General features: G+C 57.6%; 16 protein-coding genes. 3 read left to right on the top strand and 13 right to left on the bottom strand.

Annotated elements, in window-relative coordinates:
• The first annotated feature begins 47 nt into the window (after positions 1-47).
• Together OEG84_RS16565 and OEG84_RS16560 are read left to right on the top strand one after the other, a co-directional pair.
• Positions 48-1,766 carry a dihydroxy-acid dehydratase gene (locus OEG84_RS16565; protein ID WP_425602923.1) on the top strand — a complete coding sequence of 573 codons (1,719 nt, stop codon included), beginning with the start codon at positions 48-50 and terminating at the stop codon, positions 1,764-1,766.
• A gap of 13 nt (positions 1,767-1,779) precedes the next feature.
• Positions 1,780-2,121 carry a GlpM family protein gene (locus OEG84_RS16560; RefSeq protein WP_267654779.1) on the top strand — a complete coding sequence of 114 codons (342 nt, stop codon included), beginning with the start codon at positions 1,780-1,782 and terminating at the stop codon, positions 2,119-2,121.
• A gap of 607 nt (positions 2,122-2,728) precedes the next feature.
• On the opposite strand, the gene OEG84_RS16555 is transcribed toward OEG84_RS16560, so the two are convergent.
• The 3 genes from OEG84_RS16555 to OEG84_RS16545 form a co-directional block, all read right to left on the bottom strand.
• Positions 2,729-2,944, bottom strand: a complete 216-nt coding sequence (locus OEG84_RS16555) for a hypothetical protein (RefSeq protein ID WP_267654778.1) — start codon at positions 2,942-2,944, stop codon at positions 2,729-2,731.
• A gap of 252 nt (positions 2,945-3,196) precedes the next feature.
• On the bottom strand, positions 3,197-3,919 hold the full coding sequence (locus tag OEG84_RS16550; RefSeq protein ID WP_267654777.1) for a ribonuclease activity regulator RraA: 723 nt from the start codon (positions 3,917-3,919) through the stop codon (positions 3,197-3,199).
• 20 nt (positions 3,920-3,939) lie between these two features.
• Complete coding sequence (locus OEG84_RS16545) at positions 3,940-4,725, bottom strand: SDR family oxidoreductase (protein ID WP_267654776.1); 786 nt, start codon at positions 4,723-4,725, stop codon at positions 3,940-3,942.
• A gap of 141 nt (positions 4,726-4,866) precedes the next feature.
• Here OEG84_RS16545 and OEG84_RS16540 point away from each other — a divergent pair, with 141 nt between their 5' ends.
• Positions 4,867-5,724 carry a LysR family transcriptional regulator gene (locus tag OEG84_RS16540; RefSeq protein ID WP_267654775.1) on the top strand — a complete coding sequence of 286 codons (858 nt, stop codon included), beginning with the start codon at positions 4,867-4,869 and terminating at the stop codon, positions 5,722-5,724.
• A gap of 844 nt (positions 5,725-6,568) precedes the next feature.
• Here the strand turns inward: OEG84_RS16540 and OEG84_RS16535 are convergent.
• From OEG84_RS16535 to OEG84_RS16490, 10 genes are all read right to left on the bottom strand, one after another.
• The gene (locus OEG84_RS16535; RefSeq protein WP_267654774.1) at positions 6,569-7,321 is read right to left on the bottom strand and encodes an SDR family NAD(P)-dependent oxidoreductase; all 753 of its coding nucleotides are present in this window, start codon (positions 7,319-7,321) and stop codon (positions 6,569-6,571) included.
• A 16-nt stretch (positions 7,322-7,337) separates the two neighbouring features.
• On the bottom strand, positions 7,338-9,356 hold the full coding sequence (locus tag OEG84_RS16530; RefSeq protein WP_267654773.1) for an oxidoreductase: 2,019 nt from the start codon (positions 9,354-9,356) through the stop codon (positions 7,338-7,340).
• 21 nt (positions 9,357-9,377) lie between these two features.
• Positions 9,378-10,184 (bottom strand): enoyl-CoA hydratase/isomerase family protein, encoded by an 807-nt coding sequence (locus tag OEG84_RS16525; RefSeq protein WP_267654772.1) that lies wholly within the window; start codon positions 10,182-10,184, stop codon positions 9,378-9,380.
• A gap of 53 nt (positions 10,185-10,237) precedes the next feature.
• Positions 10,238-11,017 carry an SDR family oxidoreductase gene (locus tag OEG84_RS16520; RefSeq protein WP_267654770.1) on the bottom strand — a complete coding sequence of 260 codons (780 nt, stop codon included), beginning with the start codon at positions 11,015-11,017 and terminating at the stop codon, positions 10,238-10,240.
• Between the two features lie 143 nt (positions 11,018-11,160).
• Positions 11,161-13,101 carry an AMP-binding protein gene (locus OEG84_RS16515; RefSeq protein ID WP_267654769.1) on the bottom strand — a complete coding sequence of 647 codons (1,941 nt, stop codon included), beginning with the start codon at positions 13,099-13,101 and terminating at the stop codon, positions 11,161-11,163.
• 46 nt (positions 13,102-13,147) lie between these two features.
• A complete protein-coding gene (locus OEG84_RS16510; RefSeq protein ID WP_267654768.1) occupies positions 13,148-13,867 on the bottom strand; it encodes an ABC transporter ATP-binding protein in 720 nt (239 codons plus the stop codon).
• Complete coding sequence (locus OEG84_RS16505) at positions 13,860-14,606, bottom strand: ABC transporter ATP-binding protein (RefSeq protein ID WP_267654766.1); 747 nt, start codon at positions 14,604-14,606, stop codon at positions 13,860-13,862. The genes OEG84_RS16510 and OEG84_RS16505 overlap by 8 nt, the downstream gene beginning before the upstream one ends.
• Entirely contained in the window at positions 14,603-15,568 is a 966-nt protein-coding gene (locus OEG84_RS16500; RefSeq protein ID WP_267654765.1) for a branched-chain amino acid ABC transporter permease, read from the bottom strand. Before OEG84_RS16500 ends, OEG84_RS16505 begins: the two co-directional genes overlap by 4 nt.
• Entirely contained in the window at positions 15,561-16,436 is an 876-nt protein-coding gene (locus tag OEG84_RS16495; RefSeq protein ID WP_267654764.1) for a branched-chain amino acid ABC transporter permease, read from the bottom strand. The genes OEG84_RS16500 and OEG84_RS16495 overlap by 8 nt, the downstream gene beginning before the upstream one ends.
• 34 nt (positions 16,437-16,470) lie before the next feature.
• Entirely contained in the window at positions 16,471-17,664 is a 1,194-nt protein-coding gene (locus OEG84_RS16490) for an ABC transporter substrate-binding protein (RefSeq protein ID WP_267654763.1), read from the bottom strand.
• Between the last annotated feature and the right edge of the window lie 5 nt (positions 17,665-17,669).

The following is a 17,669-nucleotide window of genomic DNA, read 5'->3' as shown; positions in this document are numbered from 1 at the left end:
GCGGCAATCTCTCCCTAACAGCATTTTCATTAATTTTGAGGCGAACAATGATGACCGAACCGTCGGAAACAGGTCTTTCTCGCGGCCTGACCAGCTACGGGGATAAGGACTTTTCCAATTATCTGCGCATGTCGTTTGCGCGCTCCATGGGCCACTCGAACGAAATGTTGGCGCGTCCGGTGGTTGGTATTGCCACCACCTACAGCGAATTCAATAATTGCCATCGACTGGTCCCCGAACTGGTCGCCGCCGTGAAGCGCGGCGTCATTTCGGCAGGCGGCTTGCCACTCGAGTTTCCAACCATTTCGCTTGGCGAAGTCTTTCTCAATCCAACCAGCCTCTTCTTCCGCAACCTGATGGCCATGGATACTGAGGAAATGGTCCGCGGCCAGCCGATGGACGCGGTGGTTCTGATCGGCGGATGCGACAAGACTGTTCCAGCCCAACTGATGGGTGCAGTTTCTGCCAACGTTCCCGCCGTCCAACTCGTTACCGGACCGATGATGACCGGACGCTGGCGCGGCGAGAAGCTCGGTGCCTGCACCGATTGTCGTCGTTTCTGGGCGCGGTATCGCGGCGGCGAATTCGATAAAGACACGATTAACGAGATCGAGGGGCGCCTAGCGACTACTGCGGGCACCTGCGCGGTGATGGGAACGGCCAGCACCATGGCCTCGCTTGCCGAAGCACTCGGCATGATGCTGCCCGGCACGGCCGCAATCCCTGCCGTCCACGCCGACCGCATCCGCGCTGCCGAGGCTTCCGGCGTCGCTGCAATGCAATTGGTCAAGTCGCGCATCACCCCCACCGACATCATAACCCCGAAATCGATTGATAACGCACTTCGCGTGCTGCTGGCCATCTCCGGCTCCACCAACGCCATCCTGCACCTAACTGCTATCGCAGGACGAGCAGGTATCAAGGTCGATCTCCATCACCTTAATGAACTGTCCGATACAACGCCGGTGTTAGTCGACCTGAAACCGACGGGCGCCTACTACATGGAAGACCTATTCGCTGCCGGCGGTATTGGCGCCGTGCTGCGCGAACTGAAGCCGTTGCTTCATCTCGACTGCTTGACCGTCACTGGGACGACCCTGGGCGAACGGCTGAACGACGACGTTCCGCCCTATGTCGACCACAACGTTGTTCATGCCCTAGAAACGCCACTGCAGCCGGTCGGCGGCCTCGTTGCGCTTTTCGGATCGCTTGCGCCCAATGGGGCCATCTTCAAGCGCGCCGCAGCCGATCCGGGGCTGTTCGAGAGCGAAGGCCGTGCCATCGTCTTCACGTCGATCGAAGATATGGCCGAGCGCGTGGATGACCCAGATCTCGACGTACTCCCCAACGACATCCTGGTTCTTCAGAACGCTGGCCCGACCAGTTCTTCCCGCATGCCCGAAGCAGGCTATCTGCCGATCCCCTCCAAGCTCGCACGACAGGGCGTCAAGGACATGCTCCGTATTTCGGACGCACGCATGAGCGGCACCGCCTACGGGACCATTGTCTTGCACGTAAGCCCGGACTCTGCATCTGGCGGGCCACTCAGCCTCGTGCGCAATCACGACCGCATTCGGCTGTCAATCCGCGACCGCCGCATCGATCTGCTCGTCGACGATGCAGAACTGGCGCGCCGTCGCGCCGCCATGCCGCCGCCGGCAGCGCTGCCGGAACGCGGCTATGCTCGGCTTTATAAGCAGGAGGTATTGCAGGCTGAACATGGCTGCGATTTCAAGTTCCTGACGCGATTGCCCAGGGAGGCATGAAGGAGGCGCGACCATGGACGTCGTTTGGAAGGGGATTGTCGGTGGTCTTGCCACGGCGCTCATCGTAGCACTCTCGAAACGTGGCAATGTTCTTCCGGGAATTTTGCCGTTGTTTCCGACCTTCGGCCTGATCGCGCTGCTTATTATTGGTGCTAAGGGCGATATGGTCGCCTTTCGAGAAACTTGTCTTGCGGGCATAAAAACCATTCCGGCTTATGTTGCCTTCCTGATGGCCTGCTATTGGACAATTGCCCGCGTCGACTTCGTCACAGCGGTCTGCGTCGGCATCCTCGTCTGGCTGACTGTTGCCGTCGTCATTTTTCTCGGTGCTGGGCTGTTCGGCCTTTCTAGATGATTGATGCAGCGCCGCATTACCCACGGCGCTCATCTGAGTATGGCCCCGATGATGCCCACCGAACCCGCCCTCCAGCGTAACCATTCAACACTTCCAACAGGGTGCGCAACAGCCGGCGCGTGAGATTGGTCTCGCATCCAAACCAGACCAACCTCACGCGCCAGTACACATCCAGCGACGGTAGCTTTACCAGGGAATGTCCCGCCTGCCGGGCTGTGCATGTGCAATTCAATGCCAGGGATACGCCAAGCCCCCTGCCCACCAATACAACGATGGCGTAGAGCGCACCAAATTCCAGACGCTTGCACAACTTGATGCCCGTTGCGGACGGTAGCGGTCAGCAAGCTTGGAGCTCCAGCAATTGCGGTTTTAGCGAGCTAAAGGCTAGGTCACTAGAAGATGGTCGGCGCCGATCCCGATTCCGTAGTCGCTCAGCCAGCAGTTTCACCGCGCCAAATGACAACACAGTTCATGGGTTTGCCGCTGGTACTGCTGATATTTGGCGTGATGGATTAGAACTTGAAATTCGCCAACGCACTGAATCTGGTTTTCGAATTTGCCACGCCGGCAATAAGACAGCGAAGTTGACGTCTCGATCCACAGATACCTAACTGTCGACAACGCAACGGTCTCGGGCAGCCGGGTTGACCAGGATGGCAATGAGGTCGCCGGGAGAAATACCCTCAACATCGATACGACCTGTAGGAACCCGCTTGATCGTTCGTCTGATGTCTCCATCGTAGAAGGACACATCAACCAGCGCAAAGACGTTCTTGCCCCGCGCTTCATAGTAAGCCGCATCGACAGTCGCGTCGATTTTCATCCATCCAGCCCGGCGCCTTTTCTGGATAACGCTAGCCCCCCCAGAATGGCTACTGCAACCAAAACCATTCCAGAAAGGACCAGATATTCTCCCATTGGGCCTACATACTCGGTTGACTATTTCGACGGTAAATGTGTCGGCGCTAGGTGGCTTTCGTACATGATCAGGTTCCTCGGAAGCAGCCCACCACACGGACCGATCACTTAACGAACCAAATGGCGAAGACACAGTAAACGTGCGTTTGAACCCCTCTTACTGTGTTGCCTTCCAGTGCTCGTAACGAGCCTTGTTTTCGGCATTGGCAGGATAGAGTCCCATCAGCTGATGGCCCGCCTCAACCTCGCCCAGGATCCAACTTTCCAACCGCTCCTGCTCGCTGCCCATTTCGATCACCTCCTCGACCATTTTCGCCGGAATAAGCACCGCCCCATCGTCATCGATAACCACCAGATCATCCGGATAGACCGCAACCCCGCCGCAAGCGATGGGTTCCTGCCAATTGACGAATGTGAGACCAGCAACGGAGGGAGGAGCCGCAACACCCGCACACCAGACAGGCAAGCCGGTAGAAAGGACACCGGCCACATCACGCACCACGCCATCGGTTACCAACGCTGCCACCCCGCGTTTCGCCATGCGTGCACAGAGGATGTCACCAAAGACGCCGGCGTCGGTGACGCCCATCGCATCGACCACTGCGATTACCCCTTCCGGCATTGCCTCAATGGCGGCACGGGTCGAAATCGGTGAGGACCAGCTTTCGGGCGTCGCTAGGTCCTCCCGCACGGGTACAAAGCGCAAGGTGAAGGCGCGCCCCACGAGGCGGGGCTGGCCTTCTTTGATCGACGCCGCACCGCGCAGCCAGACATTGCGCAGCCCTTTTTTTAACAACACCGTAGTCAACGTGGCTGTGGTGATCTCCTTGAGCGCTTCGATGGCCTTTTTCTCGTTATAGGGAAGTTTATTCTCGGTCATATCCGTTCTCTCAGTTCAGGTCAGATACTGGGGATCAGCCCGCCATCCACGCGGATGGTGCAGCCAGTGATGTAGCTTGCCCGCGCACTGGCAAGAAAAGCGACCGCATCACCATACTCGGCCGGGTCACCATAACGGCCCACCGGAATCATGGCGATACTTTCGGCTGAGATCTCCTCAAGGCTGCGGCCTTCGCGCTCGGCCTTTTGATCATCAAGAAAATTGATACGCTGTGTGGCGATACGGCCCGGCAAGATGATGTTTGCCGTAATTCCGTCGCGGCCGATCTCACGCGACAACGTCTTGGACCACCCTACCAGTGAGGTACGCAGCGTATTCGACAGACCCAAGTTTGGAATGGGCGAAATGACGCCCGACGAGGTCGAGGTAATAATCCTGCCCCAATTCTTTGCCCGCATTCCAGGTAAAACACGGTCTGTCAGTGCTATTACCGACAGCACCATCGACTGAAAGCTCGCTTGCCAGACTCCAGATTCTTGCCCTGAAACAGGGCCGGGCTTTGGCCCTCCGGTGTTATTCACAAGAATGTCGATGCTGCCATAGGCTGCCTCGATCTCGGAAACTCGCGCGCTAATTTGTGACAAATCCCCCAAGTCCCAGATGACAGGGATTGCTTGGCCACCCGCGGCACGGATTTCGGCAACAGTACGCTCCGCACCCTCAACCGAGCGGTTACAAACCGCCACGCGTACGCTCTCGCGCGCCAACGATTTTGCAATGGCCCCGCCAAGTCCGCCGCCAGCTCCCAAAACCAGCGCGGTTTTATCTTTGATCCCGAGATCCATTGGATACTCCTTAATCCTGTGTCAGTCGATCGCAAGCGTCCGCGCTGCGCACCACCGCTGGAAACTAGGCACAATAAAACCTCATTATAGATGTTAAGGAAATACGCTAAGTATCGCATTCAAAATTAAGGAAAACTGTCGATGGAGACCCGTTTCCTACAGACCTTGCTAACTGTAATCGAGACCGGTTCGGCTGCCGAAACCGCGCGTCGAATGAACATCACAGCCTCGGCCGTCAACCAGCGGATCAAAGCGCTGGAAGCTGAGATTGGTCAGCAACTGTTGCGAAGAGTGGGGCAAAGGATGCAACCCACCGCTCCCGCGCATGCGCTGGTGGCAAGCGCTCGACAAATGCTGGCGCTGGAAGAGGACATGAAGGCTGTTGCGTCGGCAGATACCGGAACCGGTCGGCTCAGGATCGGTGTAATTCAGACTGTGCTGACTGGGTTGATGCCGGATATTCTGCTCAAGCTGCGCCGTAATCAGCCGGGCATTGACCTGTATCTCGTCCCCGGAACCTCAGGAGATCTCTATACCAGACTAACACAAGGTGAACTGGACCTCGCCATTCTCGTGAAACCACACTTTCTGCTGCCCAAGTCACTCAACTGGACAACCCTGCGCAGAGAGCAGCACCTATTCATTTCACCTCCAGGGCTGGGCGAAGTCGATGCCACGGTCATGCTACGGAAGGAACCTTTTATCCGCTATGATCGCAACCACTGGGGCGGACGCATCGTCGATCAGTATCTTCACGCACAGAGAATTCGACCATGCGAGCAACACGAACTGGATTCGCTCGAGGCTATCGTGATCATGGTGTCGCGGGGGTTGGGCGTTTCAATCATACCCAACTGGCCTGCACCTTGGCCTCAAGGTGCACGGATCAATCAGATGGAACTGACGGACGCCCCTTTGCGGGAAGTGGGTGTTATTTGGTCACGGTCTGCTATCCGGTTACCATTGATCCGCAATTTTATCCGAGAGGCAAAATCGTAGGCTGGTCGCGACTTGTCTACGATGAAAAAACTACTGGAGGGAACTCGAGTCTCAGGTCAAACTAACGACTTTAAATCAAAGAACTCCGAATTTGTGCCTGCTGACCACTCGTTAAAGAACGCTTCCTCTCGGCGCTGATCTGAATTGAACCATCTCTCGCGTGGATGCCAAATCGTTTCAAGCAGCCGATTCAGTGATCTCGTCCTGAATGTGTTGATTTCCACTCAGAACTGAACCGGGTGGGCGCGATTACGAGATTGCCGAGCGCAAACCCCAAGAATGCGCCAACTATCTCACAAATGCAGGATATGCGTCCGTCAAAACATGAAACGCTTTAGGCAACCTGCTAGAGTCGTTGATCTTTAAATGGAAGCAGTTTGATGGAATGGGTTTTCCGCGTCAGTTAGGAAAACACCGCAGCCACGATGCCGCGCATCGTGCGAGGATTTTGACGACGCTGGCGTGGAAAAGACATCCAAGCGAGGCGCGCGGCGGTGCTTCCGACACCCTCAGAGCCAGCGTTGAGAGGCGATCGTGTGAGCTTGTTCTTTCGCGTTCGGGACTGCGTGGCGCACGGCTAACGGTGCTGGCGCCGCGTCACCGCACGCTTCTTGCCAGATCACGAAATTGCGGCGCTCAAACGATTCCATTTAAAGATGAACGGCTCTAAAGGGGCTGTGAAAGCCGCACAAACAAAAGCGCTGCACGCCCGATTGGACGCGCAGCGCTGTAAGAACCTGAATCAATGCATGTCGCAATTGCACGCAGGTTGAGATCAATCGCAAATTCACTCCTCAAAACCAGGAATCCACGGCGACTTCAATTCAATGCGTAAACACAGTTGCTAGGAAATGGTGATGCCGCTGTCGATGGCCAGTATCTGCCCGGTTGTGACCCGAGATTCATCGCTGGCCAAATACAATGCCGCATTGGCAATATCGATGGGTTGCGGATAGCCAAGCAAATAATTCTCGGCAATTTTTGCAGAGACACCATCCTGTTCAAGAATTTTCACGACACGATCCGTCAATGTCGCCGCCGGCGCGAGGGCGTTCACCCGGATCTTGTGCTTGCCGAATTCGACGGCCATCGACCGCGTCAACGATGCCACGGCTCCCTTCGCGGCTGTATAGGCATCCTTGCTCGGGGTTCCCATAAGCGCCACCATTGACGTGGTGTTGATGACCGACCCGCCGCCCCGCTCGATCATCTTGGGAATCGCGTAGTGACATCCGAGCCAAGTGCCAAAGACATCGATCTTGATCTTGCTCCAGAATTCCTCGAACGGCGCAGTTGTCACCGGGCCGTCCCGCAAGGTTGATCCGCCGACATTGTTGTAAAGCACATCAATGCCGCCATAGACTTCAACGGTGCGCTCGACCGCCGCCTTGACCTGAAGATCCTCGGTCACATCCGTCTGCACGAAAATGGCGTCTCCGCCGGCAGCGATGATTTCACGCACCGTATCTTCACCCGCGGCCGTATCGCGCTCGGCCACCACGACCCTGGCGCCTTCGGACGAAAACAACACTGCCGATGCCCGGCCAATTCCTGCTCCACCACCGGTGATCAGCGCGACTTTATTCTTGAGTCTCATATCGTCCGTTCCCTCACTAAAGCATCCATCCGGCACGCTCTCCATCCAGGATCGCGTCGGTGATCAGACGGGGGGTATTGCAATCACCAACCAAATGAATTTCCACAGATGCTCCCGCCAACTCGTCAAACAAACCTCGATCCGCGCGCTGCCCAACACCGAAGATAACCGTGTCGACATCCTCCAGATGCTTCCCGTTCCCGTCGAAACGGTCCTCCAGACGCACACCGTCGTTTCCGACCGACACGACGAGCATGTTGGCCAGGACATCCACGCCCTTGGGGCGCAGACGGCGATAAAAATCAGGAACATGATCTGGATGCAACGCCGATCCGGCATGCAAATAGGGCGTTACAACCATTACGTCATGGCCCTCATCCGCCAGATGTTCGGCGACATAGGCCGCAGACAGATGCGGGTCCTCGTCGATCACCACCACGCGGTGCCCGATATCCTCGGGCCGGCGGAACACATCCCAGGTGGTATGCACACCCGCCCAGTCAGCACCCTGGATACACTCCAACCCCGGCCTGAAAGCGGATCGCCCCTTGCGGATCGGCTGCGATCCGGTTGCCAGCACGATCGCCTCAAATCCCTCGAGTTGCGCCGCTGTTGCCGTGACACCAGTCCGGATATCCACCGGGGACTTGCGGAGCATGTGCTCCTGCCAGCGGGTCACCTCGGCAAACTGGCGGCGCGAGCGCATCGCCGCGGTCATCAGATTTTGCCCGCCCAACCGGTCCGCCGCCTCAAACAGCGTCACCCGGTGTCCGCGTTCATGGGCGATGCGGGCTGCAGCCATGCCGGCTGGACCTCCGCCAACAACCGCAACATTGCGGGAGCGCTCAGCCGGCCGCATGGTCCCGATTCCGAGCTGACGTTCGCGGCCCACGGCGGTGTTATGAACGCAGCCAACGCCACGCCCCTTGTCGATCCCCATCAGGCACGCCTGGTTTGAATAGGTGCACAAACGTATGTCATCGAGCAATCCGGCCCGGGCCTTGTTGGGCCATTCCGGATCGGAAATCAGCGGCCGCACCAGACCGATCATGTCGGTCTGCCCTGACAGCAGCAGAGATTCCGCCAGATTCGGGGTTGGAATCCGGGAAACGAGGCAAACGGGCAGGCCGCCGGCCACTTTCCGAATTTCGCCGGCACCGGCGGCGAATTGCGCCTCGGGCGCGGTCATGTCAGAAATCCAGCCCGGATAGGAAGCCGAGGTCAGGCCGCTGACGTTAAGATAATCAACGGCGCCGGTTGCCGACAGGCGGCTGGCTATTTCCATGGCCGCAGCCAGGTCAATCCCGCCGGGCAACCTGTCTTCAGCGTTCATCCTGACGCCGATGACAAAGCCTGAGCCAACACGCTTGCGGATCGCCGCAATGCTCTCCATCAGGAACCGCATGCGTCCTTCCAGATCGCCGCCATACCGGTCGGTACGCTGGTTGGTGTTCGGCGACAGGAATTCATGCAACAGGTACCCCTGCGCGGCAAACAACTCGACACCATCTCCACCGGCTTCAGCGACATTCCAGGCAGAGGTCGCGAATGCTTCGAGATATTCCTCGATGTCGGCAATTTCCATCGCGCGCGGAATTTCATGCGTCCTGGGACAAGGGATGGCCGAGGGCGCGTACAGCGGAATGGTATAGTTTTTCACACCCGGTGGATGGATTTGCCGGCCACTGGCATTGAGCTGGGATATGAAGCGCGCACCGTGGGAATGGACACCTGAAACCAGACGTCGGTAGTCGGGAATCAGGGCGGGGTCGTCGATCCGGTCCAGCGTTCCCAATGGCGATGTTTCCATTTCGCCGCCCCATGTCGCAAGTCGCCGCCACGAAGGCAGGAACAGGAAATTGGACATGACGATCATGCCCACCCCGCCCTTGGCGCGTTCGACGTGATAGTCAATCACCCGATCGACCGCGCCTCCGTAACCGGGAAGGAAGCCCACGGCATGCGGCGCCATGACAATCCGGTTGGGAATCGTCATCGCGCCTATTTTGAGCGGGGAAAATAATTTCTCGAACATCAGATGCGCCTTGGTTCAGCTTCAGCCAGGAAACTTGGTGAAATCCGGCTCCCGCTTCTCCCGGTGCGACGCCAGTCCTTCGACCACTTCTGGTCCACCAAAACCCATCATCTCGAGCGCCAGCGAGGTATCGAATGCAGGTCCGGCCATGCGCAGCCAGTTGTTCATCGCGTATTTGGTCCAGCGGATGGCGTTAGGCGCGCCATTGGCCAAGCGGATGGCGATCTCAAGCGCCTTGTCCTGAAGCTGATCATCCTCAACCGAGAGCGAAACCAGACCGATCTCTTCGGCCTTCTCGCCACTCACCGGTTCGCACAGCAGGAGGTGGTACTTGGCCTTTGCCATGCCGCAAAGCAGCGGCCAGATGATCGCGGCATGATCGCCGCCGGCAACTCCGAGCCGGGTATGGCCGTCGACAATTTTTGCGCTTTTGGCGGCAATCGAAATATCGGCCAGAATGCCCGCAACCAGGCCCGCACCGACGGCGGGGCCATGGATAGCCGAGACTATCGGCTTGGAGCAGTTGATGATGTTGTAAACCAGATCCTTGGCGTCTTTCCACATTCGGCTGCGTGCCTCGAAACTGTTGATCAGATCGTCGACCACCTCGAGATCGCCACCGGCGGAAAAGGCACGCCCGGCGCCGGCCAGAATGACGGCACGAACCTCCGGATCCGCGTCGATCAACCGCCAGACTTCCGCAAGCTCGGTATGACCGACCCAATCCAGTGCATTGAGCTTCTCGGGCCGGTTCATGGTCAACCGCAAAACACCCTCGGCAGGGCGGTCAAACAAAATCGTCTTGTAGTCGGAATAAGTCTGGGTCACGGAAATCTACTCCAGTAGTGCGATGGCGCTGAACGCTCCGGCAGATGATTTTTTCAGATCGACCGGCGGGAGGTGATCCCGCCGTCGACGGTGAAGATGGCACCGGAACTGTATCCCGAGCGGTGCGACGCCAGATACACAAACAGGTCGGCCACTTCCCGGACGGTCGCAGCGCGACCGAGCGGATAGCTGAGCAGATACTCTGCATAGCGTTCGGCATCGCCAAGGCGTGCGGCTGCGCGGGTCTTCAGCATGTTATTGATCCGGTCGGTCGCCACTGGGCCGGGATTGATCCCGAGAACGCGAATGCCATCGTCGAGACTGCGGCCACCAAGAGCTCGAGTGAGTGCCATGAGCGCCGCATTGCCGGTGCTCCCGGCGATGTAGTCGAAGTCAGGGTTTTCGCCACCATTGCCGATATTGTTCAGGATCACACCGCTACCACGGGCTTTCATCAGCGGATAAATTTCGCGGCACAGGTCGATATAGCCGAAGACTTTCAACTCCCAGCCAGCGCGCCAGTTTTCGGCATCGACTTTCCAGAGATCGCCACCCGGGATTGCACCCGCATTGTTGACGAGAATATCGACATCGCCGGCATTGGCCACAACTTCGGCGACCGAGCCGCTGGCGGTCAGATCCAGTGCCTGCACCCGGACATTGACACCGTGATCGCCGCCCAGGCGGTTCGCAAGCTCGCCCAATCGTTCCGCCGACCGCGCAACGAGATGTAGATCCGCGCCCTCCTCTGCAAAGGCTTCGGCGAGGCCGGCGCCAATCCCTTGTGACGCTCCGGTTATGAGAACCCGTTTTTGTTTCAGTCCAAGGTCCATAAATCAGTTCCCTCCCGCGCAAGCATTCGACGTTCTGGATTTGGCGCAGCCTGGCGCTTCACCATCTGGCAATACCGGCTCCATGCCGGGCCGTCCCGGAAGCGCAATGACGAAAACCGCCCGCATCACGCCCGCGTGGCAGGTCATGCCGGCGGCACAACACTGGCGATTTCATCCAATGCCGATGGGTTGTCGAGCGACGACAGGTCCCCATGTGGCAATCCGCAATAGGCGCTGCGGATCAATCGGCGCATCACCTTCGAACTCTTGGTTTTCGGCAGATCGCGGACGAGATGTACGTTGCCGGGGCGGAACGGTTTGCCCAGACGCTTTTCCACATGCTGGGCGATCTGTTGCGGCAAGGCAGCCATATCGGCCGTCTTTCTGGGAATTGCGAACACCACCAGCTTCTGTCCTTTGACCGGATCATCGACACCGATCGCGGCAACCTCCGTGACACCCGGAAGCTCTAGCAGGACTTCCTCGACCTCTGCCGGGCCAAGGCGCTTGCCGGCGACCTTGATGGTGTCGTCAGACCGGCCACGCATGAAGAAGCCGCCATCGGTGCTTCGAACTGCAAGATCTCCATGAACCCAGGTACCAGGCACTGTGCTCCAATAGGTTTCGAGGTAGCGTTCGTCATCCTCCCAGAACGAATGGGTCATGCCGATAAACGGTTCGCGCATCGCCAGTTCGCCGACGTCACGCTCAAGCGAGTTGCCCGCGTGATCGACAATGTCGATGGCAACTCCCGGCGACGCCGTATTGAAACCTGCCGGAGCGATCGGCTTGATGATCACGCTGCCCAGAAGCGCGCCAGACACCTCCGTGCCTCCGGTATAATTGATTACCGGGCACTCTCCGCGGCCAAAGGTCCGCTGGTGCCAGAGATAGTGTTCGGGTGCGATCCCTTCGCCCGCGACAATAAGCATTCTGATGCTGGAAAAATCGCCCTGAAGCGCCTCAGCCTCGTTGGCTGCCAACCCACGGACCAAGGTCGGAGCAGAGCCATAATGGGTGACATTGTGCCGCTCAATCAGCCGCGACATCCGCGACCAGTCGGGGAAATCGGGCGCGCCATCATAGCAAACCAGCGTAGCGCCTCTTAGCAGCGAACTGGAAATGATCAGCGCACCGGCAATCCAGCCCATATCCGCAGGCCAACAGAATACGTCACCCGGCTTGGTATCAAAGTGGATTGCTGAATCATGGGCGATCTTCAACGGGAAGCTGCCATGCGTATGGACAACTCCCTTGGGCTTTCCGGTGGTGCCGGAGGTATAGATCACCATGAAAGGATCGTTCGCAGACATGCGCGCGGCTTCTCCACCCGGATCTTCCGTGGCAGCGATTTCGCTCCATGCAGTCGCCCCTTCGGGGAGGCCTGAACCATCCTTTGAGAGCTTCATGATCAGGAGCTCGACCGAGGGAAGGCTCTCCATCGCTTCGGCTATGGCAGCGCTTACATTGATATAGCGGTTGCGGCGTTTGAAGCCTTCGGTGGCGATGACCGCGCGTGCGCCGCTTGCGCTGAGCCGTGATATTATGGCATCGGCCCCAAAACCGCTGAACAGCGGCACCACAATGGCGCCCATGAACGAAAGCGCCATCAGGGAGACGGTGGCTTCAACGCCATTTTCCATCAACAGACCGACACGGTCACCGCGCTTGATGCCTTGCTGTTTGAGCCCTGCAGCAAAGCGACGAACCGTCGATTTCAGATCCGCAAACGCCAGTTCGGTGAGCGATCCGTCCTCGTGTTCCGCAACAATGGCCATACGTGACCGGAGCTGTGGTTCGTCAGCCCACTGGAAAACCGTATCAGTCCAGTTCAGCTCCCCACCGGGAAACCACTCGGGGAACTCCTTGCCACGCGAAAGATCGACATAGGCGTCATAATCCTTCGTCCATACGATTTGTAAAAAGTCGACAACTTCACGCCAGTAGCGATCCGGGTGCTCGATCGAGAACCGATAGAATTCGTCGTAATCGGCAATCCCAAATCGCTGCATCAGCGCAATGACATTGGAGTTGCTCAAATCCTCGGGGCGCGGCTGCCAAGTGTCTTGGAGTGATGATGTCATGTCTCTTCTCAAAATATGGAGGGGCGTGGTGCGGCGACGCCGAAACTCAGATACCCAGATATGCCCTTTGAATTTCTTCGCTCTTGGCAAGTTCCGCCGAAGGTCCTTCGGCTGTGATTACCCCATTCTCCAGAATGTAGGCGTATTTCGCGATCGCCAGCGCTACTTCGGCGTTCTGTTCGACCAGCAGAATATCCACGCCGGACTTGGCGATGGTCGTGACTATCTCCGCGATCGTATCGACAATCGCCGGGGCCAGACCGATCGTCGGCTCGTCCAGCAGCAGGATTTTCGGCTTGCTCATCAGTGCGCGCGCGACCGCAACCATCTGCTGCTGTCCGCCGCTCAAGGCGCCTGCCGGTTCGTGCAACCGTCCCTTCAAGGCCGGGAAATAGTCCAGCACCATTTCGATGTCGGCCGCGATTTCCGAATCCCGCCGCGCATAGGCCCCCATGTCGAGATTTTCATGCACACTCATAGGGCCGAACAGTCGGCGCCCTTCCGGGACCAGCGACAGCCCGCGTGTAACGAGATTGTGCGGAGCCAGGCCAGTCACATCCTCGCCAAACAGTGTGACCTTTCCGCCGGTCGGTTTGACTAACCCGCAAATGGCCTTCATCAAAGTCGATTTGCCAGCCCCGTTACCGCCAATCAGAGTAACAATTTCACCCTTCCGAATGCTGACGGAAACGTCACGGAGAACGGGAACCTTGCCATAGGATGCAGAGAGCCCGTCAATACCGAGTGATACATCTTCATTACGCATTGCGAGTCCCCAGATAGGCCGCGATGACCTTTTCGTCACGTCTCACGTCAAGTGGTGAGCCCGTGGCAAGCTTCTTTCCGTGGTGCAGGACCACGATCCGATCACATATCTGCATCACCGCCTTCATATTGTGTTCCACCAGGAGAATGGAGGCACCATGCTCGGTGCGAATGCGCTCAAAAACCTTGAGCGTATTGATCACTTCGGTCTGGTTGAGCCCGGTCAGGGGCTCATCCAGGCAAAGCAGGCGTGGCCGCGTGGCAAAAGCAATCGCAATACTCACCAACCGCTGGATACCGTGCGGTAGCGTGCCGGCCTCCTCGTCGAGGTAGTCCGAAAGACCCAGCATCTCTGCCGTTTCCTCGGTGCGAACCATGCGCGCCTTGTGGGAGCCCCGGCGCAGGGATCCGATCGCGCCGATCAGCACGTTGTCCCTGACTGTCATCCCACGCATCAGGCTGCTGTGCTGGAATGTGCGCGCCAACCCGTGGACACAGATTTTTTCAGCGGGTTTTCCGGTGACGTTGACCCCGTCAATAAAGACTTCGCCGGACGTCGGCTTGTAAAAGCCGGAGATCAGGTTGAATGTCGTGCTCTTGCCAGCTCCATTGGGACCTATCAGCCCGAGTATTTCGCCGCGGTTGAGTTCAAACGAGAGGTCCGAGACCGCGACGAGCCCGCCAAACCGGCATGTCAGGTTTGCCGCACGAAGCAGGGGAGTTTGAATGCTCATGTTCATGCCTCACCTTTTTGCGTTGCAGCTACAGCGGTTGTATTTGTCGCACCGCGATCCCGCCACTTGCCCACCGTGTCCTTTGCGAACCCGATCATGCCCTTGGGGAAAAACAGCACCGCCAGAGCGATCGCCGCTCCGTAGAAAATATGTTCCCCCGCGCCGAAGGTCAGCGCGATGCTGCCAAGGCCAACAAGAACGATGGATCCGGCCACCGGGCCAAGGGGAGAATCTTCTCCGCCGACCTTGAGATAGGCAAGCGCGAAGACCGACAGCATGAAGCCGAAATCTGCCGGGCTGATCACATTATTGACGAATGCCTGCAGCGACCCGGCCAGACCAGCCACGAAGGAGGCCAGCACAAAGCAAAGAATCTTGATCCAGTGCACATTGATCCCGACGGTGCGAACCACATCATCGTTTTCCTTGATGGCAAGCAGCAGCTTGCCGAAATCGGAGCGCTCGACAGCATAGAGGCCCAACAGAATGACAACCGCAAAACTGACCACAAAAAACGTCATCCAGGGATCGAGAGCCAGCGGCGGGAAGACACCAATGATTCCTGAATTTCCGCCAAGGGTGTCGGACTGCGAGTAGCAAATCCGGACGACTTCAGCGAAAGCAAAACCGATAAGCTTGAAGTATGGTCCCTTCACCTTGAGCGTTATGAAGCCAAAGAAGAAACTGACAAACGCAGCCGCGAGGCCAGCCAGCAATATCGCTAGCGGGAAAACGATCTGGTATTCGGTGGTTGCCATGCCGGCGGTGTAGGCACCGATGCCGACGAAGGCCGCGACAGCGAAATTCAATTCCCCGAAGAGCAGCACAAAGCGCATGCTCGAAGCCATCAGTGCCCCGATTGCCATCCAGCTGATCAGACTGGCCGCATAGGGGCCAGTTGGAAACATTGCGATCAGAAGTACCGCGACAATCGCGAGCGGAAGCAGAAACTTTCGACGATTAGACATTACCCATCAATCCTTTCGGCCGAACCACCAGAACCACCATCACCAGTACAAAGACTGCGATGCTTGCGCCCGAAGGATCAAAATAGAAACCGCCAAAACCTTCGATGAAGGCGACAAAAAGGCTCCCCACAATGGCACCCGGAACACTGCCAAGCCCGCCAATAATCACTGCGATAAAGCCCTTCAGCAGATAATCGGTACCGATTGTCGTCGTCACTGCCGAAGTGGGGGCAATCAGGATCCCCGCGACACCGGCGAGAAGTGCGGCGATCAGGAATCCCTGAAGCGCTATGCGTTCATAAGGAATGCCCTGAAGCATAGCCGCTTCATGATCGATCGACGCGGCGCGAAGCGCCTTGCCTGTCCGGGTCTTGGCAAGCGCAAAATAGAGAATGAGGGTGAACACGATGGCAGCGACGCACAATACCAATCGCTGAGTTGTCATAGGCGCGCCGAATACATCGACCGTACCGGTGATCAAGGGCGGGATGGACCGCACCTGGCCGCCAAAGACATCCAGATATATGCCCTCAAGCAGCAGCACAAACCCGAGCGACAAAATGAATGACCCGACGAGATTGCGTTGATAGAACCGGAAGCCGTACTGGAACATCACGAACCCGAGCGACACCGAGGACAGGAGAGCGACCACCGCCGAAGCTGCGAATGCCACCGGTGGGGACCATCCCCATCCGGTCAACATCGGCAACATCACTGCGACGATGATTGCTGAAAGCGTGAACACCTGGCCGTGAGCGAAATTGATAATCTTCATGACGCCAAAGATGAGCGTCAATCCAAGAGAAAACAGGATATATACGGCTCCTATTTGCAGGCTAACTAGACTTATCTGGATAAAATTCTGCATATCAACTCACTCACAGCCAGATTATTCTCACTTATTACTTCGCGAGACGTGCTTTCAGCTCATCAGGAATGATGCGCTCCAGTTCGACCAACTTCCCGTCTTGAATCTGACTGACGATGATTGGCAGCAACATCTGCTGGGGCGAGCCATAGACTTCAGCGCCGCCGAATGCAGTTGTTCCGTGGAACCCTTCAAAAGTGATCTCGGGAAGAGTTGCTGCCACCACCTTGGGATCAAGGCTCTGGGATTTCTCCATCGCAGCCTTTAGCGCAAACAGCGAGTCATAAGCGCCGAGCACGACCGAGTTGACATGCTCACCGGTAGCTTCTTTCAAACCTTCGCTGAGCGCTTTCTGCTTTTCAGTTCCCAGCTTGCCATCGGACGGGATTGCCGCGCCGATATAGGTGCCATCAGCGGCCGCTCCACCGAGCGTGACCAGACCCTGGGTTCCCGTGCCGGTTCCCGAAACCTGAATGCCCTTCCAGCCGAGGATTGCAAGTTCCTTGTATGCCAGACCAGCATCACCGGGCGGCAGCGTCGAAAGATCAACAGCATCCGGGTTCAGTGCAGCGATTTTGGCCGCGATAGGCTGAAACTCGGTGGTGCCGCGTTCATAGGTGTCGCTGGCAACGACATCAACGCCGAGATCGCCCCAGACTTCATAACTAACAGGTGCCGCTTCTTGGCCCGATGCATCGTTGGGGCTGAGCATAGCCACGGTCTTGAGGTCCGGATGCGCGTTCTTCACATATGTCAAGAACGGCTTGAAGAGCTCGAATGGCGTGTTCATCTGGGTGAATGTGAGCGGGAATTTCGGACCCTTGATGCTTGTTCCCCAGGCCACAGTGAACATGAGCGCACCGCTGCGTTCACTCAGCGACTGCAGAGCACGGACCGGCGCGGTGCCAATCGCCTGGGATATGAAGCGAATGCCGTCCCGGTTGAGCATCGCCTGGGCGACCTTGGCGCCTTCGGCGGCGCTGTACTTGTTGTCGTAGGAATAGCATTCGAAATTGTAGACCTTGCCGTCAACGGTCACGCCACCGTCAGCGGCGATTTCCTTGGCTGCAGTATCGCAAAGCCAGTCAGTTGCCTGGCCCCACATCGCCGCGGCACCGGAATGCGGCGCAGACATGCCGACCTTGATTACTTCCTGCGCATAAGCGGACGTTGAAAGGGTCAGGGCTGAAACCAGTCCCGCCAGTACCATTACTTTTTTGATAGTCATATGCT

It is taken from the genome of Hoeflea algicola, assembly GCF_026619415.1.
In the GTDB taxonomy this organism is placed as follows: domain Bacteria; phylum Pseudomonadota; class Alphaproteobacteria; order Rhizobiales; family Rhizobiaceae; genus Hoeflea; species Hoeflea algicola.
This window is presented reverse-complemented; position numbering and strand designations above follow the sequence as displayed.